Source organism: Brevundimonas sp. (genome assembly GCF_030656255.1).
Taxonomy (GTDB): domain Bacteria; phylum Pseudomonadota; class Alphaproteobacteria; order Caulobacterales; family Caulobacteraceae; genus Brevundimonas.
Genome location: NZ_JAUSOE010000075.1, coordinates 1 through 25,902, shown reverse-complemented (window position 1 = coordinate 25,902; position 25,902 = coordinate 1). Strand labels below are relative to the sequence as shown.

23 protein-coding genes are annotated in these 25,902 nt (G+C 67.0%); 19 read left to right on the top strand and 4 right to left on the bottom strand.

Features of this window, described 5'->3' with window-relative positions; translation table 11 throughout:
- The 7 genes from Q7J26_RS07900 to Q7J26_RS07870 all read left to right on the top strand — a co-directional run.
- Positions 1–902: acyltransferase (locus Q7J26_RS07900; protein WP_304935921.1), on the top strand; the 902-nt coding region annotated here is incomplete at its 5' end.
- A 315-nt stretch (positions 903–1,217) separates the two neighbouring features.
- Entirely contained in the window at positions 1,218–1,664 is a 447-nt protein-coding gene (locus Q7J26_RS07895; RefSeq protein ID WP_088582500.1) for a hypothetical protein, read from the top strand.
- A 53-nt stretch (positions 1,665–1,717) separates the two neighbouring features.
- A complete protein-coding gene (locus Q7J26_RS07890) occupies positions 1,718–3,034 on the top strand; it encodes a TolC family protein (protein WP_184279850.1) in 1,317 nt (438 codons plus the stop codon).
- On the top strand, positions 3,031–4,293 hold the full coding sequence (locus Q7J26_RS07885) for an efflux RND transporter periplasmic adaptor subunit (protein WP_304935920.1): 1,263 nt from the start codon (positions 3,031–3,033) through the stop codon (positions 4,291–4,293). Before Q7J26_RS07890 ends, Q7J26_RS07885 begins: the two co-directional genes overlap by 4 nt.
- A 14-nt stretch (positions 4,294–4,307) precedes the next feature.
- On the top strand, positions 4,308–7,496 hold the full coding sequence (locus Q7J26_RS07880) for an efflux RND transporter permease subunit (RefSeq protein ID WP_035308111.1): 3,189 nt from the start codon (positions 4,308–4,310) through the stop codon (positions 7,494–7,496).
- Positions 7,493–8,221, top strand: coding sequence for a HupE/UreJ family protein (locus Q7J26_RS07875; RefSeq protein ID WP_035308114.1), 729 nt, complete (start codon positions 7,493–7,495; stop codon positions 8,219–8,221). Before Q7J26_RS07880 ends, Q7J26_RS07875 begins: the two co-directional genes overlap by 4 nt.
- 13 nt (positions 8,222–8,234) lie before the next feature.
- On the top strand, positions 8,235–8,951 hold the full coding sequence (locus Q7J26_RS07870) for a transmembrane anchor protein (protein WP_135194137.1): 717 nt from the start codon (positions 8,235–8,237) through the stop codon (positions 8,949–8,951).
- 31 nt (positions 8,952–8,982) lie between these two features.
- Here the strand turns inward: Q7J26_RS07870 and Q7J26_RS07865 are convergent, their stop codons facing one another.
- Positions 8,983–10,302 (bottom strand): MFS transporter, encoded by a 1,320-nt coding sequence (locus Q7J26_RS07865; RefSeq protein WP_088582497.1) that lies wholly within the window; start codon positions 10,300–10,302, stop codon positions 8,983–8,985.
- Between the two features lie 67 nt (positions 10,303–10,369).
- Between Q7J26_RS07865 and Q7J26_RS07860 the strand changes: the two genes are divergently transcribed.
- The 9 genes from Q7J26_RS07860 to Q7J26_RS07820 all read left to right on the top strand — a co-directional run bounded on the left by Q7J26_RS07860 (position 10,370) and on the right by Q7J26_RS07820 (position 22,451).
- Positions 10,370–10,645: a metal-sensing transcriptional repressor gene (locus Q7J26_RS07860; RefSeq protein ID WP_088582496.1), complete on the top strand. Its 276-nt coding sequence runs from the start codon at positions 10,370–10,372 to the stop codon at positions 10,643–10,645.
- 7 nt (positions 10,646–10,652) lie between these two features.
- Positions 10,653–11,765, top strand: a complete 1,113-nt coding sequence (locus tag Q7J26_RS07855; protein ID WP_154725908.1) for a nickel/cobalt efflux transporter — start codon at positions 10,653–10,655, stop codon at positions 11,763–11,765.
- Between the two features lie 7 nt (positions 11,766–11,772).
- Positions 11,773–11,967 carry a DUF1289 domain-containing protein gene (locus Q7J26_RS07850; RefSeq protein WP_135194134.1) on the top strand — a complete coding sequence of 65 codons (195 nt, stop codon included), beginning with the start codon at positions 11,773–11,775 and terminating at the stop codon, positions 11,965–11,967.
- Between the two features lie 364 nt (positions 11,968–12,331).
- A complete protein-coding gene (locus tag Q7J26_RS07845; RefSeq protein WP_304935919.1) occupies positions 12,332–13,402 on the top strand; it encodes a type III polyketide synthase in 1,071 nt (356 codons plus the stop codon).
- Complete coding sequence (locus tag Q7J26_RS07840) at positions 13,332–13,889, top strand: isoprenylcysteine carboxyl methyltransferase family protein (protein ID WP_208861697.1); 558 nt, start codon at positions 13,332–13,334, stop codon at positions 13,887–13,889. The genes Q7J26_RS07845 and Q7J26_RS07840 overlap by 71 nt, the downstream gene beginning before the upstream one ends.
- 402 nt (positions 13,890–14,291) lie before the next feature.
- Entirely contained in the window at positions 14,292–14,981 is a 690-nt protein-coding gene (gene radC / locus Q7J26_RS07835; protein WP_304935918.1) for a DNA repair protein RadC, read from the top strand.
- Positions 14,982–14,988: 7 nt separating this feature from the next.
- Complete coding sequence (locus Q7J26_RS07830; protein WP_304935917.1) at positions 14,989–15,894, top strand: toprim domain-containing protein; 906 nt, start codon at positions 14,989–14,991, stop codon at positions 15,892–15,894.
- 51 nt (positions 15,895–15,945) lie between these two features.
- Complete coding sequence (locus Q7J26_RS07825; RefSeq protein ID WP_304935916.1) at positions 15,946–18,024, top strand: ParB N-terminal domain-containing protein; 2,079 nt, start codon at positions 15,946–15,948, stop codon at positions 18,022–18,024.
- Between the two features lie 164 nt (positions 18,025–18,188).
- Complete coding sequence (locus Q7J26_RS07820) at positions 18,189–22,451, top strand: strawberry notch-like NTP hydrolase domain-containing protein (protein WP_304935915.1); 4,263 nt, start codon at positions 18,189–18,191, stop codon at positions 22,449–22,451.
- Positions 22,452–22,456: 5 nt separating this feature from the next.
- Here Q7J26_RS07820 and Q7J26_RS07815 read toward each other — a convergent pair whose 3' ends face one another.
- Both Q7J26_RS07815 and Q7J26_RS07810 read right to left on the bottom strand, forming a co-directional pair.
- The gene (locus Q7J26_RS07815; RefSeq protein ID WP_035305778.1) at positions 22,457–22,888 is read right to left on the bottom strand and encodes a type II toxin-antitoxin system VapC family toxin; all 432 of its coding nucleotides are present in this window, start codon (positions 22,886–22,888) and stop codon (positions 22,457–22,459) included.
- Positions 22,885–23,493, bottom strand: coding sequence for a DUF433 domain-containing protein (locus tag Q7J26_RS07810; protein ID WP_035305776.1), 609 nt, complete (start codon positions 23,491–23,493; stop codon positions 22,885–22,887). Before Q7J26_RS07810 ends, Q7J26_RS07815 begins: the two co-directional genes overlap by 4 nt.
- A gap of 193 nt (positions 23,494–23,686) precedes the next feature.
- On the opposite strand from Q7J26_RS07810, the gene Q7J26_RS07805 reads away from it, so the two are divergent.
- The 3 genes from Q7J26_RS07805 to Q7J26_RS07795 all read left to right on the top strand — a co-directional run bounded on the left by Q7J26_RS07805 (position 23,687) and on the right by Q7J26_RS07795 (position 25,079).
- Positions 23,687–24,031 (top strand): hypothetical protein, encoded by a 345-nt coding sequence (locus Q7J26_RS07805; protein ID WP_260394869.1) that lies wholly within the window; start codon positions 23,687–23,689, stop codon positions 24,029–24,031.
- Positions 24,032–24,066: 35 nt separating this feature from the next.
- A complete protein-coding gene (locus Q7J26_RS07800) occupies positions 24,067–24,495 on the top strand; it encodes a single-stranded DNA-binding protein (protein WP_035305768.1) in 429 nt (142 codons plus the stop codon).
- Positions 24,496–24,614: 119 nt separating this feature from the next.
- Complete coding sequence (locus Q7J26_RS07795) at positions 24,615–25,079, top strand: GcrA family cell cycle regulator (RefSeq protein WP_035305766.1); 465 nt, start codon at positions 24,615–24,617, stop codon at positions 25,077–25,079.
- 382 nt (positions 25,080–25,461) lie between these two features.
- Here the strand turns inward: Q7J26_RS07795 and Q7J26_RS07790 are convergent, their stop codons facing one another.
- Positions 25,462–25,683 (bottom strand): hypothetical protein, encoded by a 222-nt coding sequence (locus Q7J26_RS07790; protein WP_035305764.1) that lies wholly within the window; start codon positions 25,681–25,683, stop codon positions 25,462–25,464.
- Between the last annotated feature and the right edge of the window lie 219 nt (positions 25,684–25,902).

The window sequence follows — 25,902 nt, the reverse complement described above, 5'->3', positions numbered from 1 at the left end:
CCGCAGGAACGTTCAGCTACAGGCGCTTCCTCGTGGCCCGCTTGGCTCGGCTCTATCCCCTCCATCTGGCGATTTTAGGCGGTGTTCTGATCATGGTGCTCGGAGCTTCAATCTCTGGCGTTCCGTTCGATCTCTCGACCTACACGACAGAGGGCTTCTTCAAGACCCTGTTCCTGGTACAGGCGTGGTTTCCAAGCGAAATCGGATACAATTGGAGCGGCCCGTCCTGGTCGCTCTCGGCGGAATGGTTCGCCTATCTGCTGTTCCCGGCCTACGCCCTTCTCTCCATCCGGATGAGACATCGTCCTTGGTTCCTGCTCGGCTTGGGCATCGTCAGCTATGTTGTCATCGACGCGGCCTACGTCTCAACCTTCGGCAAGGTTCTGCCTCGGGCCGAGGACGACATGGGCATCTTGCGCATAGCGCCGGCCTTTCTCATCGGCATGGCGCTCTACGGCTTGGGCCATCGCTGGCGCTGGAGCCGGCCCGTCGCCATCGCCGCCGCCCTGGCTGCTACCCTCGTGTTGCTCGGCGCTATGCAGCTGTCGTTGGACGACCGGATCATCGTCGCCCTCTCAGCCCCCGTTATCCTGACCTGGTCCCTGCTCGCACGCGCGGACTGCGAGGGGCCTCTCGCCGCCCCTGCGCTGGTTTTCGCCGGTGAAGCCTCCTTCGCCCTCTATCTCGTGCACATGCCCGTCCTCGTCGCCTTCAAGGGCGTGGTCGCCGAACTGCGCGGCATCGACAGCGCCTTCCGCATCACGCCAGTCGAACTGGCAGGGTTGTTCGTCGTCACGGCGCTGATCGCGGCGGCCCTGCATCTGCTCGTTGAGAAACCTGGGCGAACCTGGATCCGACGCCGGTTCGAAAGCCGGCGAGCCCGGCCCGCAGCGCCGGCCTGACCCCGGGCCACGAGACGTGGGTACTGCCTCGGCGTCGGTCAATCCCGACCGGTCGGCGCCGCACTGGCGCCGCAGCGACCCGCAGCCCACCAAGAAAACATTTTGAGAATGATAGTGAGTCACTCCCATGCCGCCCCTTACCACGACTGGCGGATCGATCAATGTTCGCATCGTCGCAGCCGTCAACGGAGCTCCCGACCTCCGCCATCACGTATCCACCTGAAGGACGAATCCTAGCCATATCGTGATGCGGCAACCTCGACCGTTGCCATTGGGATCGGGTCGCACTATGGCGGATGAAGGAGCCGTTCAATTTTGTCTCGCCTGTTTCGCACCATTTGCGTCAGCCTGTGCGCCGCCCTCGTGGCGACGTTGAGTCTGCATGGGGTTCAGGAAGGGCGGCACCAGATTGCCCATGCGTCGGATTGGCCGGCAGTCGCGATCGGCCACGGTGATCACGCAGAGATCGCGGACGTCGATCATGGCTCGCTGCACGTCCATATCGCCCCCGACGCGCCGGCCGAGGATCCACTGGATCAAGCCGAAGACGGCGAAGACGAGGGCGAGGCCGGGCGTCCAGCAAGCCATCACCACCATACGAGCGGCGACAGCCACACCGCCATCCCGATCCTCAACCGCGATCTGAGCCCCCTCGTCGCCATGAACGCCGTGCTGATCCAGCCGGCGGGCGATGGCGCACGTCCGGCCCACGACGGCGACGGGCCTGAATACCCTCCCAGACGGACGCGCACGATCATCTGATCCGACGCGGCCAATCGGTCGCGCGTGCACCCCCGTTTCCCGGAGAGAATCCCTTGAAGACCCCATCGTCCGGCATTGCCGGGCCGTGGGCGCGACTGACGGCCGTGTCGGCCCTCGCGCTCATTCTGGCGGCCTCGCTGCCGCCGACCCTTGCTGTCGCACAGGATGCGGCGGCCACGTCCACCGCGCCTGTACTGTCGCTGGACGAGGCGCTGCGTCGAGCCGCCCTGGTCGATCCCTCACTGGCACCGACCCAGGCCCGGCGACAGGCGTCGCGGGCAGCCGTGCGTCAGGCGGACGTTCGTCCCAACCCCACGCTTGGGGTGATGGTCGAGAACTTTCCGACCATCGGCGGAGGCGACCTGTTCCGTCGGACCGAGACCACGCTCACAGTCGAGCAACGGTTCGAGCGGGGCGGTGACAGGTCCGCCCGTGTCTCTCTCGCCGAAGCCGAAGGGCTGCTGGTCGACGCCACCGCGCGCATTCGCCAGTTGGACCGGCTCGAACAGGTGCAGCGCGCCTGGGCGGAAGCTCTGGCGGCTCAGGCCGAGTTGGAGATCGCCCGCGAGCGCCTTGACCTCGCCGAACGGTTCCAGACCGAGGTCGGTCGCCGCGTGGACATGGCGCGCGATCCTCTGTTCGCCGGGGCGCGCGCCGAGGCCGAACTGGCTCAGGCCCAGATCGACTTCGATCAGGCCGGGATTACCGTCCGGGTCGCCAACATTTCGCTGGCCCGGTTCTGGGATGGGTCATCGGACTTCACCCTTGGCGCCGAGACCTTCGCCGACACCCGGTCGGCGCTCGACGTCACGGATGGGGTCGCCCAGGCGGACCTGGACATCTTCGTCGCACAGCGCGACATCGCCGTCGCCCGGGTGGCGGTGGAGACGGCCCGCGCCCGGTCGGACGCCACGGTCAGCGCCGGCGTCCGTCACTTCGGGGACGGCAACGACCTCGGCTTTGTCGTCGGCGCGTCGATTCCCCTTGGTCGCTACGACCAGAACCTCGGGGCCATCGACCGCGCCCGAGCGGAGGGGCTGGCCGCCGAGGGTGATCTCGCCGCCGCCCGCATCGACCGTGAACGTGAGATCGCGCGCCTGCAGGTTCAGGTCATGGCCCGAGCCAGCGAAGCTCGCAGGATCGGGCAGGAAACCCTTCCCCAGGCCGAGCGCGCCGTCGTTCTGGTGCGCGACGGCTTCAACAGGGGCGGCTTCACCTACAACGACGTCATCTCCGCCCAGACCGCCCTGCTGCAGACCCGCGCCCGCCGCGTCGCGGTGCTCAAGCAATTCCATATCGATCGCGCCCGCCTCGACAGACTGACCGGCGCGCACGGCGACCTGATCCTCGCCCTGGAGACTCAACCATGATCCGCCTGACACCTTCGCGGCGCTGGCTCGTTGCGTCCGCGATCGTCCTCGCCTTCGCCGCCGCCGCTTGCGGAGACAAGCCCGCCGAAAAGGCAGGCGAAAACGGCGAGGCTGCCGCCGCCGACTATGAGCGTGGCCCTCACCGAGGCCGGATGCTCCGCGACGGAGACTTCGCCCTTGAGATCACCATCTTCGAGGAAGGACCAGAGCCCCTGTTCCGGCTCTATCCCTATCTGAAGGACAAGCCGCTCGATCCACGTCAGGTCCAGGCGACCATGGCCCTGACCCGTCTCGGGCCGAAGGTCGATCGGTTCACCTTCATCCCGACCGAGGACTATCTCGCCAGCCCCGGTGTCGTCTCCGAGCCGCACTCCTTCGACGTGGCGGTCGCGGCGACCCAGAACGGCAAGCGATCGACCTGGGCCTACCAGTCCTATGAGGGTCGCACCGTCATCTCAGCCGACGCCGCCCGCGCCGGTGGCGTCACCACGCAGCGCGCCGGTTCCGCAGTCCTGGGCGAGTCTCTGCCGTTGAGCGGTCGGGTCGAGATCACGCCTGAGGGCCAGAGCGATGTCTTCGCCCGCTATCCGGGTCGGGTGATGGCGTTGAACGTCGAACTGGGCCAGCGCGTATCGCGAGGCCAGGTTGTGGCGCGGGTCGAGTCCAGCGAGAGCCTCCAGACCTATTCCGTCACCGCGCCGATCTCCGGCGTCATCATGGCCAAGAACGTCAACGCCGGGGCCATCACCGGCGCGGGCGGCGAGCCGATGCTGGTGATCGGCGACCCAACCCGCCTCCATGCCGAGTTCGCCCTCTATCCGCGCGATGCAGAACGTGTCCGCCGGGGCCAGCGGGTCGAGGTCACCAGTCTGGCAGGTGACCACCGTTTCAATGGCGTCATCGAAACCATCCTGCCCGGCTCTGATCCGATGAGCCAGACCCTGATCGCCCATGTCGAACTGGCCTATCAGGGCGGCGTCTGGCGGCCGGGCCTGGGAGTACAGGGCACCGTTCAGGTCGGTGAGGGTGCAGTGCCTCTCGCCTACCAGACCAAGGCCATCCAGCCGTTCCGCGATTTCCAGGTCGTCTACGCCAAGGTCGGCAACACCTATGAGGTGCGGATGCTCGAACTGGGCCGAAGGACCGACGAGTGGACCGAGGTGCTTGGCGGGCTCGAACCCCGAACCGAATACGTCGTGGACGGCGCCTTCCTCATTCGCGCGGACATCGAAAAGTCCGGCGCGAGCCATGATCACTAGGGGGCGCGAGAACCATGCTTGCACGCATCATCGCCCTGTCGATCCGCTTCCGATGGGCGGTCATGGGGCTCGTCCTCCTGGCCTGCGCCATCGGCGTCTGGAGCTTCCAGCGCCTGCCGATCGACGCCACTCCGGACATCACCAACGTCCAGATTCAGATCAACACCGAAGCCCCCGGCTATTCGCCGCTGGAGGCCGAACAGCGCATCACCTTCCCCGTCGAGACCGCCGTCGCAGGCGTTCCGGGCCTTCAATACACCCGCTCGGTTTCGCGATACGGGTTGAGCCAGGTGACCGTCATCTTCGACGACGGCACCGACATCTATTTCGCACGCCAACTGGTGAATGAGCGCCTCCAAAGCGCCCTCGGTCAGCTTCCCCCCGGCGTCACCCCTGAACTTGGCCCTATCGCCACCGGCCTCGGGGAGATCTTCATGTATACGGTCGAGGCCGAGCCGGGTGCACGACGTCCCGACGGCCAGCCCTATACGACCGAAGACCTGCGCACGCTTCAGGACTGGGTCATCCGGCCCCAGCTTCGCAACACGCGCGGTGTCACCGAGGTCAACACCGTCGGCGGCTACGAGCGTCAGTATCACGTCACACCCGATCCGCAGCGGCTGGCGGCCTACGGGGTGACCATGGCCGAGGTGGTCGAAGCGCTGGACAACAACAACGCCAACGTCGGCGCGGGCTATGTCGAGCGCTTCGGCGAACAGTATCTGATCCGGGTGCCGGGGCAGGCTTCGACGAGTGAAGACCTGGGCAACATCGTGATCGCCACGCGTGGGGGCGTTCCGATCCGCATCCTGGACGTCGCCGACATCGGAATGGGCCAGGAACTTCGCACCGGCGCCGCGACCGAGAACGGCAAGGAGACGGTCCTTGCGACGGTTCTCATGCTGGCTGGCGAGAACAGCCGTATCGTCGCCCAGGCCGCCGCCGCCAGCCTGCAGGAAGCCGCCAAGGCCCTGCCGCCCGGTGTCGTCGCCACGCCGGTCTACGACCGCACCGAACTGGTGGAACGCGCCATCCACACCGTCGAAAAGAACCTCGTCGAGGGCGCCCTGCTGGTCATCGTCGTGCTGTTCCTGCTGCTCGGCAACATCCGCGCGGCCCTGATCACGGCGGCGGTCATTCCCGTCACCATGCTGATGACCATCACCGGCATGGTGCGGACCGGAACCTCCGGCAATCTGATGAGCCTCGGCGCGCTCGACTTCGGCCTGATCGTGGACGGCGCCGTCATCATCGTCGAGAACTGCCTCAGGCGCTACGGCGAGGCCCAGCATCGCCTGGGTCGTATCCTGACCCGCGAGGAACGGTTCGATCTGGCGGCGACCGCCTCCAGCGAGGTAATCCGGCCCTCGCTATTCGGGGTCATGATCATCACCCTGGTCTATGTCCCCATCTTCGCCCTGACCGGGGTGGAGGGGAAGACCTTCCACCCGATGGCGATCACCGTCGTCATCGCCCTGACGGCAGCGCTCCTGCTGTCCCTGACCTTCGTACCCGCCGCCGTCGCCATGTTCGTCACCGGCAAGGTCGAGGAGAAGGACAGCTTCCTGATGCGCTGGGCCCGGGTGGGTTATCAGCCGGCGCTCGACTTCGCGCTCAGGACCCGCAGCCTGATGATCGGCATTGCGGTCGTGCTGGTGCTGCTCGCCGGGTTCGGGGCGTCGCGGATGGGCTCGGAGTTCGTGCCCAATCTCGACGAAGGCGACATCGCCATGCACGCCCTGCGCATCCCGGGCACCAGCCTGACCCAGGCCGTGCAGATGCAGACTGCGTTGGAAGCCCGCATCGCCCGCTTCCCCGAGGTGGAGCGGGTCGTGGCCAAGATCGGCACCGCCGAGGTCGCCACCGATCCGGTGCCGCCCTCGGTCGCCGACACCTTCATCATGCTGAAGGACAGGAAGGATTGGCCGAACCCTCGCAAGTCTCGCGGCGACCTCGTCGCCGAGATGGAAGAGGCCGTGAATGAGATTCCCGGCAGCAAATACGAGTTCACCCAGCCGATCCAGATGCGGTTCAACGAACTGCTGAGCGGGGTGCGGGCCGACGTCGCCATCAAGGTCTATGGCGACGATCTCGACGAACTGCTGCGCCTCGGCGCCGAGATCGAAGCCATCGTGGCCTCGGTGGACGGGGCCGCCGATCCCCAGACCGAACAGATCACCGGCCTGCCGGTGCTCCAGATCACACCCAACCGACCCGCCATGGCGCGCCTTGGCCTGAGCATCGAAGACGTCCAGTCGGTTATCTCCACCTCAATGGGCGGCACGACCGCCGGGCAAATCTTCGAGGGTGACCGTCGTTTCGACGTCGTTGTCCGCCTGCCCGAGCGTCTGCGCGCCGACACCAACGCCATCGGTCGTCTCCAGGTCCCGCTCCCGGCGGGCGAAGGACAGCCGCGTCAGTTCGTGCCCCTGAATGAGGTCGCCACGATCGAACTCACAAAGGGTCCGAACCAGATCAGCCGAGAGAACGGCAAACGCCGCATCGTGACCACGGCCAATGTCCGCGACCGCGACCTGGGTTCGTTCATCCGCGAGGTTCAGGACCGGGTCGATGCTGAGGTCGCCATACCGGCCGGCTATTGGGTCACCTATGGCGGAACGTTCGAGCAGTTGATCTCGGCCGCCAAACGATTGCAACTCGTGGTTCCCGCGGTGTTGCTGCTGATCTTCGGCCTGCTGTTCGCCTTGTTCCGCTCGGTCAAGGACTCGGCCATCGTTTTCTCCGGCGTGCCTCTGGCCCTGACCGGAGGGGTGGCCGCCCTGATGCTGCGTGGGCTGCCTCTGTCGATCTCGGCGGGGGTCGGATTCATCGCCCTGTCCGGGGTCGCCGTGCTCAACGGTGTCGTCATGGTCACCTTCATCCGCAGCCTGATCGCCGAAGGGAAGCCTCTTGGCGAGGCAATCCGGGAGGGGGCGCTGACCCGTCTTCGCCCGGTGCTGATGACGGCGCTCGTCGCCAGCCTCGGCTTCGTGCCCATGGCCTTGAACGTCGGAGCCGGCGCCGAGGTCCAGCGCCCGCTGGCCACGGTCGTCATCGGCGGGATCATCTCCTCGACCCTGCTGACCCTGCTCGTGCTCCCCGCCCTCTACAGCCTCGTCCACGGCCGCCCGTCTTCGCCGAACGGCGTCAGACGGTCGTGGCGTGAGCGGCTTCCCTTCGCATACTCCCGGAGGACTTCATGAACCCGCGTCTCCAGCGCGCGACCGCCTGGTTGCGAACGCCCATCGGCCTGCTGAGCGCAGGCCTGTTGGTGCTCTTCCTCAACGGCCTGTTCACCGCCACCCTGGCGCACGGGGTGGCGGCAGGGGACAAGGGCTACATCCAGGAGACGTCCGGCATCGTCTTCTGGCCCTTCGTCTATCTGGGGGCCAAGCACATGGTCACCGGTTACGACCATCTGCTGTTCCTGTTCGGGGTGATCTTCTACCTCTACCGCCTCAAGGATATCAGCCTCTACGTCACCATGTTCGCCGTCGGGCATTCGACGACCCTGCTGCTGGGCGTGATGCTGAACGTCAACGTCTCCAGTTATCTGATCGACGCCATCATCGGCCTGTCCGTCGTCTACAAGGCGCTCGACAACATGGGGGCCTACCGACGCTGGTTCGGTGTCCAGCCGGACGCCAGGGCCGCGACCCTGGCGTTCGGTCTGTTCCACGGCCTGGGTCTGGCGACCAAACTGCAGGACTTCCAGCTGTCTTCAGACGGCCTCTTGGTCAACCTGATCGCCTTCAACATCGGCGTGGAGATCGGCCAGCTTCTGGCGCTCGGAGCCATCCTGATCGCCATGGGATTCTGGCGCCGGACCGCCAGCTTCGGGCGCCACGCCTATCTGGCCAACGTCATCCTCATGATCCTCGGTTTCATCCTGACGGGCTATCAGCTCGTCGGCTTCTTCGTCGCCTGACGGGAGACCTTCCATGCAAAATCTCAATCAACCCGATCCCGCCGAACTGCCGTCGACGGCCAAGCTGCTCAAGTCTACCGGCGTCGCCGTCGTCATCGCCTCGGCCCTGCTGGTCACCGTGGTCCTTCCAGCCGAGTACGGCGTCGATCCTACCCGCATCGGCTCGGTCTTCGGGCTGACCGAGATGGGCCGGATCAAGCGCCAACTCGCCGTTGAAGCTGCGGCTGAAGCGGCCTCAACGGCGGCGGTCATTACATCCACGAGGACCGCGCCTGCCTTGCCGGCAGCCGCACCAGTGGGCTCACCAGACACCGCAACTCAGGAGCCGGCCAGGTCTGGCAAGACCGAAGCCGTCCCGCCAGCGGTCACGACCCAGACGGCAGCCGCAGCTACGACAACCAATGGCGCATCGGCGGGTCGCAGCCATCGCACGTCCCTGACCCTTGAGCCTGACGAGGGGGCCGAGATCAAAATGGCCATGGGGGACGGCGCGAAGGCGAACTTCACCTGGTCCACCAGTGGCCCGGCGGTGAACTATGACACCCATGGTGACGGCCAAGGGATCACCTATCACGGCTATAGCAAGGGAACCTCCGCCCGCGAGACGGGGGTGCTAACGGCCGCTTTCGCGGGTCATCACGGCTGGTTCTGGCGTAACCGCAGCGGCGAGCGTGTCACCATCACGCTTCAAACCTCGGGCGACTACGAGAGCGTCGATTTCGTCGACTGAGGCTTACGGTCGGATGTCTCCCGCCTTGGGCTCACTCCTTCGTCGTCGGCCATCGCGGGTGGCGCTCGTCGATGACGAAGGGATGGCTGTGCAACGCCTCTCCGGATTGACCGTCCAGATGCGGATCGTCTTCGGCCGGTGCGTCATGCCGATGCGGCAGGTCCGTCGGGTCGTTCGCAGGCCAGACTACAAATCCTAGGACCGTTCCGAACGCGCACAGGGCGGCCAGCACCAGAAAGGCCGCGCTGGGGTCCGCAGCCGCGCTGACCAGACCGGCGACCGGATAGGCGATCAGCCAGGCGGCGTGGGACAGGGCGAACTGCGCCGCGAACAGGGCCGGACGATCCTGTGCGTTGGAAGACCGACGCAAGGCGCGACCCGCCGGTGTGAGGGTCAGCGAATAGCCGACGCCCATGACGGCCCAGAGGATGAGCAGGGCGACATAGGTGGTCGCCAGCACCGATCCCCCAAGCAGCACCAGGGTCATGATCGCGGCGCCCCACAACATGGCGGTCCGGTCTGCGACCCGGTCCAGCAGGCGAGGCAGGGCGATCGCCGCCGCCATCGACCCCGCCCCGAAAGCCGCTAGCGCCCAGGCGGCGGCTTGGCCGGACATGGCGAAGCGGGACTGCACCAGGACGACCGTGTTGACGAACACCATGGCCCCGCCGGCGGCCTCGGCGATGCTGATGGCGATCAGACCGCGCAGACGTGGCGTCAAAGCGAACAGGCGAACCCCGCCCGTGAGCCGCTGGATGAAGGGTTTCTGAGCCGTCTGCGTCAGTACCGGCAGTGCAGCCGTGACGACGAAAAGGGCCGAGATAACGAAGCCGAGGGACGTCCCGGCGAACAGATTGTTGTAGCTCATGAAGGCGAGGAGCACGGCCGCCAGCACGGGACTGGCCACGCTCTCGAGATCGGCCGCGAGGCGCGAGAGCGACAGGGCCTTGGTGTATTCCGCCTCGTCAGGCAGCAGGTCGGGGATCATCGCCTGGAACGCCGGGGTGAAGGCCGCCGAGGCGACGTACAGCACCGTCATCAGGGCATAGACCTCCCAGGCCTCGCCAACGAACGGCAAGGCGCCGGCGACACAGGCCCGGACGACATCCAGCGAGACCAGCAGGGCCTTGCGGGGAAGCCTGGCCGCCAGGGCGCTCGCGAAGGGCGCGACGCCGATATAGGCGATCATCTTGATGGCCAGGGCCATCCCCAAGACTTCGCCGGCATTGGCCCCGGCCAGATCATGCGCCAGCAGACCCAGCGCCACCGTCGCCATGCCCGTGCCGAGCAGGGCCGCGACCTGAGCCGTAAACAGGTGCCGATAACCGGCATGTCGGAGCGGGGAAAACATCGAAGATCATCCTGCGGGTCGAGCCAGGGGGCTAGCCTTATCCCCTCCGGGGGGATAGCATCTTGCTATGGCCCACGTCGTCCATAAATCCCATCCCGAGATCGTCAATCGGCTCAAACGCGCCGAGGGACATCTGCGGAAAACCATCGCCATGATCGAGGGCGGCCGCACCTGCCTCGACCTCGCCCAGCAGCTTCACGCAATCGAGAAGGCCGTGGCGGCGGCCAAGAAGGCCCTGATCCACGATCACATCGACCATTGCCTCGCCCATGCGGCGGAGGGCGATCCGGCTGAGGCGCGGCAGGCCATGGCCGAGTTCAAAGACATCACCAAATACCTGTGAGACGCCGATGACTCCGTTTGCGGACCTGCTCGCGCAGGGCTCGGCCCATGCCTGGCTGTTCATTCCCTCGGCCCTCCTTCTCGGGGCGCTTCACGGTCTTGAGCCGGGGCATTCCAAGACCATGATGGCGGCCTTCATCGTCGCCGTGCGCGGGACGGTCTGGCAGGCGGTATTGCTCGGGCTTTCGGCGACCTTGTCGCACACGGCCATCGTCTGGGCGATCGCCCTGACCGGTCTTTACTTCGGTCAGTTCTTCGACATCGAAGCCTCGGAGGGCTGGTTCCAACTGGCCTCGGCCGTGATCATCCTCGGTGTCGCCGCCTGGATGCTGTTGGCCACATGGCGCGAGCAGAACGCCGTCCATAACGAGCATGATCATGACCACACCCACGACGAGACGCGCTGGATCGACACGGGCCATGGCGTCGTCAGCCTGAGTATCTTCGAGGACGGTATTCCGCCGCGCTTCCGGTTTGCCCCCGATCACGGTCCTGTCCCGAGGGCCGGCGACATCAAGGTCGCCACCACGCGCGCGGACGGCTCCGTCCAGACATTCCACTTCGAGACACGCGACGGCTATCTCGAATCGGCTGACGTCATTCCCGAACCCCACGCCTTCACGGCGCGGCTGGTTCTGGGCCACGGCAATCACACCCATGACTTCGACGTCGAGTTCGCCGAACACGATCACGAGCATGGTCATGACCACGGCGGCCTGGATGTCTCAAACCCCGGCCACCAGGACGCCCATGAACGCGCCCACGCCAACGACATCAAGAAACGGTTCGCCAACCGCAAGGTGACCACCTGGCAGATCATGCTCTTCGGCCTGACAGGCGGCCTGATCCCGTGCCCGGCCTCGATCACCGTCCTGCTGCTCTGCCTGCAGCTGAAGCAGGTGGCCTTGGGTGCGACCCTCGTCCTGTGCTTTTCGATCGGATTGGCGGCGACCATGGTCACCGTCGGTGTCGCAGCGGCGATCGGGATGCGGCATGCGGAGAAGCGCTGGTCGGGAGGTTTCGCGGCTTTTGCGCGGAAAGCGCCCTATTTTTCAGGCGGGCTGATCGCCATCGTCGGCCTGGTTCTCACCTGGCAGGCCGTCATGGCCCTGGCCGGGTAGTTCCTTCATGACCGGCACGCCCTGTATCGATATCTGCACCTTCGACGGCCGCTCGGGTCAGTGCGAAGGCTGTGGTCGAACGCGCCCGGAGATAGCGGGCTGGCGCAAGCTTAGTCCCTATCAGAAGAGAACCATCGAACGGGATCTGCCGCGTCGTCTCGCCAGGCTTTCAGCCAACCTCACACCGAAACCGACGGTGTGAAAAGAGACGTGAGGCCGTGGCCATCGCTCCGGTCCACCTTGCGGGTTACGGCGTTTGAGACCCGACGACGTCTCATTCTGACCGGCGCTGGCGAGATAGCGGTCGAGAATGAACTGGTCGAGAGGCACGCCGACCGCCCATCTCGGGAGCTGTTTCGTGCTTCATCCTCGAACGCTATGCTTCCGCTTCTGGGTGCTTTTGCGAGTGATGCCGGTTCTTATCTAGCTGTACTGTAAGCCTTTTTGGAACCTTGAAGCTTTCGCGCGATTAGCGTTCGGGTCGCAACCGATGCCGACCGGAGCGAACCTCGATGCCGGCTTCCGCCAAACTTCTCTCCATCGCGACCGCAAACGCGCCGAATGTCATGACCCAGACGGACGTGGTCCGGGTCGCTCAGGCGCTGTTTAGAGACCGGTTTCCCGGAATGGACCGGATGCTGCCCGTGTTCGACACTGCGGGGATCAGGACGCGGCAATCGGCCATGCCCCTGGATTGGTATCTCACTCCACGGAGTTGGCCGGAACGGACCCAGGCCTATCTCGACATCGCGGTCGGCATGTTCGCCAGAGCCGCGGAAGCGGCTCTCGATCAAGCAGGCCTGAAAGGTTCCGATGTCGACGTGGTCATCACGGTCTCATCGACGGGCATCGCCACGCCCAGCCTTGAGGCCCGCGCCATGGCCCGGATGGGATTTCGCTCCGATGCAGCGCGGGTCCCGGTCTTCGGCCTCGGCTGCGCCGGCGGAGCGACGGGCCTCGCCCTTGCGGGAAGGCTGGCCCAGGCCTCGCCGGGGGCCGTGATCCTCGTGGTCGTGGTCGAGCTCTGCACCCTTTCGTTCCGGATGGAGGATCTGACCAAGGCGGACATTGTTGCGACGGCGCTGTTCGGCGACGGGTCGGCCGCCTGTGTGGTGCGCTGCGGCGGCGAGGCGGGCTTCGCCTCGATCGAGGCGGCGGGCGAACACACCTGGCCCGGAAGTCTGGACGTCATGGGCTGGCGCGTCGGCCCGACCGGTCTGGGCGTGATCTTCGACCGCGCCATTCCTCCGTTCGCCCGCGAAAACCTCCGACCGGCGATGGTCGGGATGCTCGAACGCCAGGGCCTGGAGCTTGAGGATGTTGATCGTTTCATCTGTCACCCGGGCGGAATGAAGGTCATCGACGCCCTGGAGGGATCCCTGTCCCTCGATCAGGGCAGTCTGGATCACGAACGGGAGGTTCTGGCCGACCACGGCAACATGTCCGCGCCGACGGTCCTCTACGTCCTCGACCGGGCGAGACGACAGGGCCTGCCGAACCGGTCGGTCGTGACCGCCCTGGGGCCAGGTTTCACCCTCAGCACCGTGACCCTGAGGGCGGCGGCGGATGCAGCCCTTCGTCGTCCTCGCCCTGGTGACCGCGCAGCGGCTCGGGGAACTGGTTCTGGCCGAGTATAACACTCACCGTCTGCGCGCCCAGGGCGCCGTCGAGACGGGCGCGGACCACTACGTCTTCATCGTCCTCCTGCACGGGGCCTGGCTTCTGGGACTGTGGGCGTTCGCGTGGGACAGGCCGGTCAACCTTGCCCTGCTCGCCGTCTTCGTTCTGCTCCAGGCAGGCCGGGTCTGGGTGATCGCCACTCTCGGTTCCCGCTGGACGACCCGGATCATCACCTTGCCAGGCGCGCCGCTGGTCACTCGGGGGCCTTATCGCTTCGTCTCCCATCCCAACTATGTCGTGGTCGCCCTCGATCGCGGTCCTGCCGCTGGCCTTCGGACTGGTCGGCTATGCGATCATATTCAGCCTTCTCAACGCAGCGATGATGTGGGTGCGCATCCGCAGCGAGGCCCGGGCTCTTTCGGCGGCAACCGCCGGAGCGCAGCCGGGATAGGAGACCGCTCGAGGCCTTCCTGTCGTGTCAGCAGGCGCGGATCCTGGCGGTGAGCTTAGCAACTCTGGTGCGAAGCCCCGTCCACCAGCCAAGCGGCTTTTTGGTTTTAGGCGGTCCAGCAAGTTCGCGGCGCCTGGCTCAGGGCAGTGTGAACACCGTCTGGATCCAGCCGCTCGTCTGGGCATGTTCGAGCAGCTCGAAGATCGGGATCGCAAACAGGAAGATCAGGCCATTCCTGAGGGTGACCAGAAAAAAGATGGGGCGGACTTCGAGGGTCTCGGCGTCCCGCCACTTCGAGACGTCTGGCCAGAAACGAGGCGTGGCCGGCGAGCATGAGGAGCCATTTCAGGAGCCAACCTGACGCCCGCGGCGTACCTCGCCAACAGTGAACCGGAGAAAAAGGAAGGGCGGAGGCGGCCGCCCCGAGCGGGGGTGGAACAGTCCAGGAGCCCGTGATGCGACCCTTGCCCTCATCGACGCCCCAGCCTTCCGATCGTCTCTCGGCGTCGCTTTTTGATCTACCGGGAGCACGTCAGCCGGAGTTGGACGACGCGTCCCTACTCTCCCTGCTGATGACACGCACCTTGCCACAGCGTGACATTCCCCGGGTCGTTGAGACTTTGCTGAAGGTCTTCGGCTCGGTGGCAGCCGTCGTCGCTGCCGACCCGCCGGAACTCGCCCGGGCCGCTTCACTGAACGCGACCACGATCACCGACCTCAAACTACTGCAGCAGTTGAGCGTCCGTCTGGCCCGGTCGGAAGCTTGCCGACGTCCCGTCGTATCGTCCTGGTCATGCCTTATAGCCTATGTGCGCTCAGCGTTGGCCCACGCACCCCGGGAGCAGTTCCGCGCCCTCTACCTGGATCGAAAGAACGTCCTCCTCCGGGACGAATTCCTCGCAGAAGGGACCGTTGACCACGCGCCGGTCTACCCCCGGGAAGTTATCCGGCGCGCGCTCGAAGTCTCGGCCTCCGCGCTCATTCTGGTCCACAACCATCCGTCCGGCGATCCGACGCCTTCGCGCGCTGACATCGAAATGACGCGGCAGATCAACGATGCGCGCGTCTTCGGCCTGCAGGTCCACGACCATCTCGTCATCGGCCGCCAGGGTACGGCGAGCTTCAAACAGCTCGGCCTGATCTGAGGCCGCCATGACCCTGAAAGCCATCGTCACCGCCCTGGGCGGCGACCTTTACGCCGGGGGCTCACGCGCCAGCATCCCCGCACCCGGTCACAGCACGGCGGATCGTTCGGTTTCTCTGATGCTGGCCGATGATCGCGTCATCATCCACGGATTCGGCGGCGCCGACTGGCGCACTGCCCGGGATGATCTTCGCGGTCGAGGCTTCATCGACGACGCCGGTCGGCTCACCGGCGGCGGGCGCGGACGGTCCTCATCGCCGAGACCGGACCGGCGCTTTCGCGTGGAGACCGCGTCGCGTCTGTGGACCGCGACGACGGGGCGAACACCCCACGGTCCGGCCGCTCTCTATCTACAGCGGCGCGCCGTTCTGGCCGGGGACGCGGTCTCCAATCTTCGGCTGCACCCGGCCGCGCCACTCTCGGTGTATCGGAGCGGCGGGCGCTCGCGTCCGGCTCTGATCGCCCGGATCAGCGACGCCGACGATCGTCTGACGGCGGTCGAACTGACATATCTCGAGACCAACGGGCTGCTCGCTGCCGGTCTGCGCCTGGCTCGCAAGACCGTGGGTCAGGTGCCCCCCGGCGCGGCCGTTCGCCTCTCGCCTGCGGCCGAAAACATGCTGGTGGGCGAAGGGGTCGTCACGACCTTGTCGGCAATGGACCGCTTCGGTCTTCCCGGCTGGGCCCTCATGGCCGCCAACAACCTCGCCGTCTGGAGCCCGCCCGCCTGCGTGCGCAGGGTCCTGATCGCCGCCGATCGAGGCGAGGCCGGTGAGGCGGCGGCGTCCCGGCTCCGCCGCCGCCTGGTCCGCGATGGACTTGATGTCGAGGCGTCATGGCCCGACCCGCCGTTCGGCGACTGGAACGAGGTCGCGGTCGCGGCAACGTCGCAAAAGGGGGAGCGAGGGCGCTGAGGGGCGCCGGAGCGGCAGGGATGGGCCCCGACGCCCGGCAGGAGAGACCTCATGAGCGACCTCGTTCCCGTCATCACCCCAACAACCTCTATTCCTGAAACCCCGACCGCGGCCGTCATCTTCACGCCCGTGGAACGCATCGTCCGCCTCGGGGATCTCGGCATCGCGCGAGAGAACCTGCGCTATGGCGAACCGCCCGACGACGATATTCCGACCCTGGCCGCTACCCTGAAGGCGGCCGGTCAGTTGCAGCCCGTGACCGTCAGGCCCGGTCGCGGCAAAAAGGAGCAGCCGTTCATGGCCCTCGACGGTCGTCGTCGTCGTCTGGCGCTGGCTATCCTGCTGGAGGCCGGCGACATCGACGAGGACTATCCGGTCCGGACCTATGTCGAGACCGATCCGGCGCGCCAGGCGGCGGCGGTCCTGCTGACCAATACCGCCGTCCCGGTCCACGTGGCCGACGTCATCGCGGCCATCGGCCGGATGCTGAAGTCGAAACTGACGATCACCGCCATGGCGCGGGCGCTCGGTTATGACGAGATCGAGATCAAACGGCTGGCCGCCTTGTCCGGGGTCGCGCCGGCCGCTCTGGTGGCGCTGAAGGCGGGCCGCATCACCCTTCGCCAGACCCGGCTGCTGGCACGGCTGCCGGATCGCCAGGAGCAGGAGGCTCTCGCCCAGATGACCTTGGACGGCCATGGGTTTCAGGAATGGCGGGTCAGCGAACGTCTCGACGACAGCCGGGTCACCACGCGCGATCGCCGCTGCGCCCTGGTCGATCCTCGGGCCTATGCCGACGCCGGGGGGCGGACGGAGAGCGATCTGTTCGGCGAGCTTCCGCCGGTCCTGCTCGACCCGGACATTCTGACCGACGTCTGGACCCGTCGCGCACGCGGGATCGCGGCCGTGTTCGAGGCCGAAGGGATCTCGGTTCACGTGACCGCCGGCCCGGAGCCAGAGCTTACCGATGATCTGGAGGCGCTCGGTTATGTGTATGGCGGTTCACTCCCCGCCGAAGAAATGGCGCGCTATCGGGCGCAGCGGGAGGTGTTCAACGATCGGACAGAGAAAGCGCGCATCGCCCTGGCGGACGTCGAGCACCCCGACGTCGCCGATCTGGCGATCGTCGATATGATCCACGCCAGGATCGCATCAGACCAGACTGGATGCGGGGGCCGGGTCGTAACGACGATGGTCCTGTGGCCGGCCGCGGAGGCAGGCGTCGATGTCCGCTGCTACACGCCGGAGGAACCCGAGATCGACGATGAGGATGAGGACGCCGCGCCGGAGGCCGCGCGTCGGACCTCGGCGCCACCGGCCTATGTCCCGCCGGAAGTCGAGGCTCCGGAGCCGGAGACCGAAGGCGTGAACCACGCCCTTCACACCGTGCGGACCGATGTAGCGACGCGCGGCCTGATCCGCGCCTTGGCCGACGATCCCGGGGCGGGGCTGACGGCCTTGATCGCCCGGCTGTTCACCGTCCTCGTCCGGCGCGCCCACATCGGGCGCGTGGACTCAGCCCTGGCCATCACGGCCTGTGGGTTCAATCCCGCCAATGGCCGGGTCATTGAGACCCTGGACGGGGACGTGCGTCGCCGGCTCGAAGATCGCCGCACGGCCTGGGAAGCGTCCGGCAAGACGGTGATCGGCTGGGTGCATGGGCTGGCCCACGGCGAGAAGATGGGATTGCTGGCGGAGTTGACCGCCATCAGCCTCGACGTCCGGGAGGAGAAGACCTTCTCCATCCGCCGCAGCGCCCGGGCCGAGGCGGCGGAGCTGGCCGCTCTCTGCCAGGCGGACATCACTCTACACTGGACACCCGACGCCCCCTTCCTGCAGCCCCACTCCAAGGGCCTGCTGACCGGCATGCTCGAGACCATGGGCGCAGAGGACGAGCGGGCGAAGACGCTCCGCAAGACCGAGCTGGTCGACTGGGTGGCCGAACAGGCCGCGCAACGGACCTGGGCTCCGGCCGCCCTGTCCTGGGCCGCCCCGATCGACGCCGATCAGGACGCCCCGGACGTCGAGGACCAGGCCGCCGGCGATGGCGTCGATGAGGACGACGAGGGGGCCGGCGCCTTCGTCGTCACTCCGGCGGGCAAGGCGGCCCTGGACGTCGCCGCCGCCTGATTATCCGCACACGGAAACACCGCCCCGGCGACCTGCCGGGACGGTGTTTCTCTGTCGTCGTGCGCGTCGACGCGACTGTCGGGGAGACGAAGGGAGGGCGGGGCGAAGCGAGCCTGGAGGACCGAGAGGGAGGAGCCCTCCGCTCCAGGCGATCGGAGCCTTCCATGTCAACGATCCGCAACCTGTCGCTGTTCGCCGACCTCGCCGTCGGGAATCTCCCCGCCAACATCCTGGCCGCTGCCCGTGCATTGGCCATCCATCTTGCCCGCTCGCGCCCGCTGGATCGACGTCTCGTGGCCGAGGTGATGACCACCGCGTTCGGAGCGTCCGACGCCGAGGGCGGCTGGACCTGGCGCGACGCCTATGACGCTATCGAGGCCGCGACGGTGCTTCAGATCCGCCGCCTCGCGCCGCAGATCGCCCGGCTCGAGGACGCCCCGGCCGAGATCGCCGCTCTGCTCGCCGCGGTCTCAGCGCTTGGCCTGACCCACAGCCGGCGCAGTGAGGAACAGGTCGCGCTGGACCAGTTCTCCACCCCGCCCCAACTCGCCGCCCTCGCGGTGCTGGCGTCGCAGGTTCGGCCGGGCGACCTCGTGCTGGAGCCCTCGGCCGGGACCGGATTGCTGGCCGTAGTGGCCGAAGCGTGCGGGGCGAGCCTGACGTTAAACGAGCTTGCGCCCACGCGCGCCGCGCTCCTCGACGGACTGTTCGCCAAGGCGACGCGCCGGCGGCACGATGGCCGCCATCTACCCGACCTCCTCGGGGACGCCGGGGCGTTCGACGTCGTGGTCTGCAACCCGCCGTTCTCGGATCTTCAGGCCCATCTTATCGCGTCGGTCAAGGTTCTGGCGGACGGCGGCCGGATGGCGGCGATCGTGCCCCTCACCGCCCTTGCCGACACCGATCTGAGGCGGGTGCTCGAAGGCCACGGCGTCATGGTGGCCGCCGTGGCGTTTCCCGCGCGCGCTTTCGCCAAACACGGCACCTCGGTCGAGACCGGCCTGCTGGTTATGGATCGCGGCGGGACAGCCGTCTGGGACGGCCTTCTTCACCAACCCGAGGATCTGGAGGCGACCGCCCGGATTCTCGCGAGCCTTCCGAATCGCGGCACCGCCCGCCCGCGCGTGCGGTTGACGTTGGACGCCGCCGCCTTCCTCGCGCCGCGCGACCGCGGGCTGGCCCTTCCCGCAGGCCGACTGGCCTTCCTGGCCGGAGCAACACCCCTGGCCTATGAGGCGCGGCCCTGGGCTGGAGAGGGCCGGGACGTCGGCCTCTATCAGGCGCATGCCCTGGCGCGGATCGTCCTGCCCGATCCCCGGCCTCACCCTTCACCCCTGGTCGAATCCGGGCCCATGGCCTCAGTCGCGCCGCCCGCGCCGACCTACCGGCCGGTGTTGCCGCCGGCGGTGCTCAACCAGGGCCGGATCTCCGACGCCCAAACGGAGACGGTGATCTACGCCGGCGAGGCCCATGCGGCCTTCCTGCCCGGCCGGTTCCGCCTCGGCGAAGCACCGCATGAGGTGGCGCTCGTGCGCGATGATCAAAGCGAAGCGTTCGCCTTCCGTCGGGGTTTCTTCCTCGGCGACGGCACCGGCTGCGGCAAGGGGCGGCAGATCGCCGCCATCGTCGCAGACAACATGAGCCAGGGGCGCGTGCGCGCAGTCTGGCTCTCCCGCAATGACGCCCTGCTGGAGGACGCCCGGCGCGACTGGGGCGCCATCGGCGGCGGGGCCCACGACATCGTGCCGCTGTCGAGCTGGAAGCAGGGAGACGGGGTCCGGCTGGACCGGGGTATTCTGTTCACCACCTACGCGACCCTGCGTCAGCCGGCGCGGGGCGTCCGTCCCTCCCGCCTCGACCAGATCGTCGCCTGGCTGGGCGAGGACTTCGACGGCGTCATCGCCTTCGATGAAGCCCACGCCATGGCCAACGCGGCCGGTGGCGGCAAGGGCGCGCGGGGGACGAAGAAGGCCTCGCTGCAGGGCATGGCGGGGCTGGCGCTGCAGAACCGTCTGCCGAACGCCAGGATACTTTATGTCTCGGCCACGGGCGCCACCACGGCCGAGAACCTCGCCTATGCCGCACGTCTTGGCCTGTGGGGCGGGCCCGAAGCGCCGTTCATGTCCCGCGCCGACTTCCTGGACGCCATGGACCGGGGCGGGGTCGCGGCCATGGAGCTGGTCGCACGCGAGCTCAAGGCGCTCGGGCTTTATGTGGCGCGATCGCTGTCGTTCGAGGGCGTCGAGTACGAACCCCTGGTCCATCCGCTGACGCCAGACGACGTCGGCGTATGGGACCAGTGGGCCGACGCCTTCCAGCTGATCCACGCCAATCTGGCAGAGGCGCTGAAGGCGACCGGTCTCAGCGACGAGGCTGGCAAGCCGAAGAGCGCGATGGCGGCTTCCGCGGTCCACTCCGCTTTCGAGGGCGCTAAACTGCGCTTCTTCGGTCACCTTCTGGCTGGCCTGAAGGCGCCGAGCCTGATCGCGTCAATCCGCGACGACCTCGCCTCGGAGCGCTCGGCCGTGGTCCAGATTGTCTCCACAAACGAGGCGGTGATGGAGCGGCGGCTGTCCTCGATCCCGCCCGAGGAATGGAACAACCTCTCCATCGACCTGACGCCGCGAGAATACGTCCTCGACTATTTGCGCGAGGCCTTTCCCGTGCATCTGATGGAGGCGGTCGAGGACGATGACGGCAATGTCACCATGGTCCCGGTCATAGACGACGGTCGTCCCGCCCTCAGTCAGGAGGCGTTGGCCCGACGCGAGGCCCTGATCGAGAAGATGGCCTTGCTGCCCGCTGTGCCGGGCGTGCTCGACGCCCTGCTGGAAGCTTTCGGGACCGACGCGGTCGCCGAGATCACGGGCCGGTCGCGCCGGGTGGTGGTGAGGGACGGTCGTCGCGTCGTGGAGCGGCGGGGCGCCTCCGCGGCCCGCGCCGAGACCGACGCTTTCATGTCGGGCCGCAAGCGGGTGCTGATCTTCTCCGACGCCGGCGGAACCGGCCGCAGCTACCATGCCGACCTGTCGGCTCCGAACCAGCAGCGGCGGGTCCACTATCTGGTCGAACCGGGCTGGCGGGCCGACGCCGCCATCCAGGGCCTTGGCCGCTCCCACCGGACGCATCAGGCATCCGCGCCCCTGTTCCGGCCCGTCACCACCGACATCCAGGGCGAGAAGCGGTTCACCTCGACGATCGCGCGCCGGCTGGACTCTCTGGGCGCGCTCACGCGCGGCGAACGGCGCACCGCCGGAGCCGGCCTGTTCCGCGCCGAGGACAATCTGGAGAGCCCTTGGGCGCGCCGGGCATTGCTGGTCTTCTACGGCGCACTGGCCTTCGGGGAGCTGGACTCGATGACGCTTGAGACCTTCGTGGCCAAGACGAGCTTGAAGCTGCTCGACGACGACGGCGGCCTCAAACCCTCCGACGACCTGCCGCCGATCCATACCTTCCTGAACCGGCTTCTGGCGCTGCGCATCGCCGACCAGAACGCCTTGTTCGCGGACTTCGACCGCATCCTGTCCGGCATCCTCGATCGAGCCGCCGCCTCCGGTGAACTGGACCGCGGGCTGGAGGACATCGAGGCCGAGGAACTGGAGGTCACGGATCAGGAAGTGATCCGGACCGATGTCTCGACCGGCGCCGAGACGGCTCTGGTGACCTTCTCGCTCAAGGTAAGGCGCGAGATCCTCGTCGCCGACGCCGCCCTGACTTGGGCGAAGGATGTCGCCCACCAGCTGGTCGTCAACGAGAAGTCGGGCCGCGCCGCGATTGCGGAACTCGGCTTGACCACCTCGACGGACGAGAACCGCCTGATCACCGCCGTGCGGCTGGTTCGGCCCGACGATCGCCAGACGATGGCCGAGAAGACGTTCGAGGAGTCGGCGTGGAAGCCAGCGGAGGTTTCGACCTGGCGGCGGGTCTGGGACCAAGAGGTCGCCGGGACCGACCCTTGGCGGACGCGCGAACTGACGCTTGCCACGGGATTGCTGTTGCCGATTTGGGGCCGGTTGCCGGCGCGGGGTTGCTCGGTTCGCCGGGTCCGGGCGCCGGACGGACGCCGCTGGCTGGGGCGGGTTCTGGACCAGGTTCAGGCTCGAACTCTGAAGACGAGCCTGGGTCTGACCGACGTCGCCGAGGTTTGGGCGGACGGCGCGAGAACCGCCGCCACGATCCTCGACCGCAACGTCCAGCTATCGCTGGAGGGCGGGCTGTGGCTGAAGCGGTCCCGCGTTATGGACCGCTGGCGCATCGAGGTGGTGGGAGGCCGGACGGATCGCGACGCCCTGGTCGCCTCGGGCTGTTTCGTGGAGATCATCGCCTACACGCCTCGGGTCTTCGTCCCGGTTGAGCGGCCGACCGTGTTGGAGGCGGTGCTGCGCCGCCATCCGGTTCAGACCGTCCTCGACGGGCAGGCCGCCTGAGCGGGTCAGACCGGCGTCGCCTTCGGCGGGGACCGGGACGGGTTCAGAAGGGGGACGCCGCGACCCGTCACATCCTTGATATTGGCGGTGACGAGCGTCAGACCGTGGACCAGCGCGGTCGCGGCCAGGGCGGTATCCTCCTCGTCGCCGTCGCGCTCGGCCAGCATCCGGCCCCAGACGGCGGCCACGGCTTCGTCGATGGGCAGGATGCGGCCCGCATAGGCGGCGATGACCGCGTCCACGCCCTGTGTGATCGCCGCGGCGGCAGGATGGTCAGCGGCTGTCGCCCGCTCCGCTCCGTATCGCAACTCGCGGACAGTCATGGCGCTGATGCAGAGCTCGTGGTCATCGACCGACCGGAGCCAGGCCAGGATGTTGGCGGACGGTTTGGGCTTGCTGCTCTGGCTGACGACGTTGGTGTCAAGCAGATAGATCATCCCCTCGGCCGCATGAATGGCTCGAGCCCGCCAAGGTCGGCTCCCTGCATCGCGCGCTTCGCCGACGTCGCCGGGTAAGGGCGACCGGATTTGGGATGGGCGCGCGCATAAGCGGTCGCCGCCTTGATCTTGGCGAGCGACAGCGACGGGTAGTCCTCGAGGATCTCCTCATCGGTGGCTCCGCCTGCCGAGAGCGCCGCTAGGCGGTGGACCTCGATGTCGGTGCCTCTTACGACGGGAGCGCCGTGTTTGATCTCGATGGCGCGATCCACAGCCTCCAGCGCCTTCAGGCGTTGCGCGACATTTGTCCGATGCCGCTTCAACTGCACGATGAGCGGCCCGACAGAAACACTGGCGGACTGCGGAGACTCCTTGATCACGGCGACATACAGGTCGTCGAGCGCGGAAGGCGTCAGGGTGTGGCGATAGGTGGCCACCATGTCGAGATAGACGAGATCGGTCAGGCCGACGCATCGCACAGCGCGCTTGGCCGGACCTGAGGCCTCTGGCTTGAGTGGTCGGCGGTTGACGTCGCGTTTGATCGCGTCGAGCGGTTGATCAAGGACGAACGCCGCTTCGGGCAGAGTCCACTGGGGATCGGGCATCGAACAAGCCTCCTAATATGATCCAATATAGGATCACATTGTGGGTTCGGCAATGTCGGTGAGGCCCAGGATCGCGTGCGCGACCGAACACCGTCCAAAGGAGCGGAGGAAGGGAGTTTCCGGGTGAAGCGGGATTGGGGAGATCGGCTCCCCGACGGCTTCGGATATCCAGGAGACTGACATGCAAAACGTGATGTTCACCGGCCGATTGGCGGCCGACCCCCAGATCACCGACGACTTCGGCAAGGCGGTGTTTCGCCTGCTTGAAAGCCGCGGCGTCGACAACGCCGGCAAGGATCGGCTGGTCGGCGTCAACTGCGTGAGCTGGTCCAAAGGCCTCAACGAGAAGGTCATAGCCCGGGGCCTCGCGCAGGGGTGTGAGGCCGTGGTCATCGGCGCTTTCATCGACACCGCCTACGCGGCCAAGAACGGGACCGAGCGGACGGCCAAGGAACTGGTCATCAACCGGCTCACCGTCCTCGACTGGGCCGAGGAACGCGACATCCAGGACAGCAGCGCCGACCGCGCCGCCGCCTGATCCCTCATCAACATTCAATTCTCAGGAGACTGACCATGCAAACCGTGATCATCGAAGGCTATCTGACGGCCAACCCCTCCGTCCTCTCGGCTCAAGGCTCGGGCAAGAAGCGGGCAAGCTTCCGCGTGCTCGAGACTACCCGTTTCCGCAAGGCCGACGGCACGCCCGGCGAACGCACGACCGGCTTCAACTGCATCTGCTTCAACGAGGCGACGGCCGAGAAATACATCGGCCCGTTCGCCCGCAAAGGCAGCCGCGTCGTGATCCAGGGTCATGTCGAGAACGACACCTGGACCGGCAAGGACGGTGTCGAACACTACGACATGCGCGTGATCGTCGGGGATATCCGACTGAAGAACCGGCGCGAAGCTTCCGATGGCGCCGCCGAGGACGAGGGCGACTCCGGTCGCCAGGTCCAGGAGCCGGCCAGTGGCTACGACCTAAACGACGACATCCCGTTCTAGACAGCGGGCGAATGAGAGCGGCCCGGCGCGCGAGCGTCGGGCCGTTTCCTTTGGGGAGGGAGGGAAAGGCAGGGCGGCGCAGGGCGAGCCGATCGGGCTCGTCAGCATCGGAGCTTCCCATGACCGCCTCTGCCTGGACCGATGACCGCATCGGTCGTCTGAAGACACTCTGGCTCGAGGGCCAGACCGCCGAGCAGATCGCCCGCGATCTCGCCAATGGCATCACGCGCAGCGCCGTGCTCGGCAAGGTCCATCGCATAGGTCTGTCGGCGGGCCGTTCCGGCCGCCCGCCCAAAGGCTCTGACGCCCGTCCGAAGCCGGTCGGCCTCTCGCCGGCCAGGTCCCTGGCGACCCGGCCGATCGACGCTCGTCCCGTAGTCGCGGCTGAACATGGCCTGGCAACAGTCCTCTCGGTGCGGCGCTGCCAGTGCCGTTGGCCTTTCGGTGAGCCCGGAGCCGCTGACTTCAGTCTGTGCGGTCAACCGGTGACCCGGGGGGCCTTCTGTGCCTTGCATGCCGCCGTCGCCTATCGGCCGGCGGCGGACACTCCCCGCACCCTCGACCGGCTGGCGCTTCTCGACTGAGATCCGTCACGCCCTTGCTGCAATCTGAGACGATCTGAACGGCGGCCTCGACGAGGTCGCCGTTTGTATTTGGCCCGGGCAGCCAAGATCGGGCCGCCCGCTTGTCGGCCTCTGGCCGATCGAGGTCCCGACGCGGCCCCGGCCGCTGAGTTGAAAGTCGCCCGTCAGATTCTGCGCTGGGACCCGCGACGACTACGCGCGCCTTGCTTCTGGCTGGAATTCCCGAAAAAAAGGCGGCGCATGTCCTCGACATGGACGCCCGCAAGCGTGACATCAGCGGCCCCGTTCAGGGGGCGATGGAGGCCTTTCTTGGCAGGCTGGCGTCCCGTCGGCTGGACCGGTTCCGCCGCAGAATAAGGCCCGTAGACAGGCCGTCCTCTCTTCAGTGAACCGTCTCCCAGCCTCGCATCGGCGTGACGTCGTGGGAGCCCTCGGTTTGCACGAGAAGCTCCACGTCGCGGCCTGAGAGATGGATTTGCCGCGTCAGCTTTAATCCGGCGTCCTCCGCATCGACACGGAAGTCATATTCACCGATCTGCCGATCGTCTTTCATGACGCGCCATCCGCCTTGGGTTCGCAGCACGGCGACGGTGATCTTCTCCATACCAGGCTCCGACGTTTGAAGGACGGGTTGATTTAGCACCGCTGGTTTCTCTCATGCCAGTGAGTGAGCATCGGACTATTGCCTGCGGCGCCCTCAGACGTTCGCAACCGCGTAGCGCCGCCGGCTCGCCGACGCCGACGGACGGGAAGAGCGTTGTCTTGTCTTCCGTATCGGCGCAACGGCGCCGAGTGGTGTCGTCGTCGCGAAGGGCGACGACGA

Coding starts and splice junctions, on each gene's coding strand:
- Q7J26_RS07885 (WP_304935920.1), top strand. CDS start 3,031: ATGATCCGCCTGACACCTTCGCGGCGCTGGCTCGTTGCGTCCGCGATC.
- Q7J26_RS07880 (WP_035308111.1), top strand. CDS start 4,308: ATGCTTGCACGCATCATCGCCCTGTCGATCCGCTTCCGATGGGCGGTC.
- Q7J26_RS07875 (WP_035308114.1), top strand. CDS start 7,493: ATGAACCCGCGTCTCCAGCGCGCGACCGCCTGGTTGCGAACGCCCATC.
- Q7J26_RS07870 (WP_135194137.1), top strand. CDS start 8,235: ATGCAAAATCTCAATCAACCCGATCCCGCCGAACTGCCGTCGACGGCC.
- Q7J26_RS07865 (WP_088582497.1), bottom strand. CDS start 10,302: ATGTTTTCCCCGCTCCGACATGCCGGTTATCGGCACCTGTTTACGGCT.
- Q7J26_RS07860 (WP_088582496.1), top strand. CDS start 10,370: ATGGCCCACGTCGTCCATAAATCCCATCCCGAGATCGTCAATCGGCTC.
- Q7J26_RS07855 (WP_154725908.1), top strand. CDS start 10,653: ATGACTCCGTTTGCGGACCTGCTCGCGCAGGGCTCGGCCCATGCCTGG.
- Q7J26_RS07850 (WP_135194134.1), top strand. CDS start 11,773: ATGACCGGCACGCCCTGTATCGATATCTGCACCTTCGACGGCCGCTCG.
- Q7J26_RS07845 (WP_304935919.1), top strand. CDS start 12,332: ATGACCCAGACGGACGTGGTCCGGGTCGCTCAGGCGCTGTTTAGAGAC.
- Q7J26_RS07840 (WP_208861697.1), top strand. CDS start 13,332: ATGCAGCCCTTCGTCGTCCTCGCCCTGGTGACCGCGCAGCGGCTCGGG.
- radC (WP_304935918.1), top strand. CDS start 14,292: ATGCGACCCTTGCCCTCATCGACGCCCCAGCCTTCCGATCGTCTCTCG.
- Q7J26_RS07830 (WP_304935917.1), top strand. CDS start 14,989: ATGACCCTGAAAGCCATCGTCACCGCCCTGGGCGGCGACCTTTACGCC.
- Q7J26_RS07825 (WP_304935916.1), top strand. CDS start 15,946: ATGAGCGACCTCGTTCCCGTCATCACCCCAACAACCTCTATTCCTGAA.
- Q7J26_RS07820 (WP_304935915.1), top strand. CDS start 18,189: ATGTCAACGATCCGCAACCTGTCGCTGTTCGCCGACCTCGCCGTCGGG.
- Q7J26_RS07815 (WP_035305778.1), bottom strand. CDS start 22,888: ATGATCTATCTGCTTGACACCAACGTCGTCAGCCAGAGCAGCAAGCCC.
- Q7J26_RS07810 (WP_035305776.1), bottom strand. CDS start 23,493: ATGCCCGATCCCCAGTGGACTCTGCCCGAAGCGGCGTTCGTCCTTGAT.
- Q7J26_RS07805 (WP_260394869.1), top strand. CDS start 23,687: ATGTTCACCGGCCGATTGGCGGCCGACCCCCAGATCACCGACGACTTC.
- Q7J26_RS07800 (WP_035305768.1), top strand. CDS start 24,067: ATGCAAACCGTGATCATCGAAGGCTATCTGACGGCCAACCCCTCCGTC.
- Q7J26_RS07795 (WP_035305766.1), top strand. CDS start 24,615: ATGACCGCCTCTGCCTGGACCGATGACCGCATCGGTCGTCTGAAGACA.
- Q7J26_RS07790 (WP_035305764.1), bottom strand. CDS start 25,683: ATGGAGAAGATCACCGTCGCCGTGCTGCGAACCCAAGGCGGATGGCGC.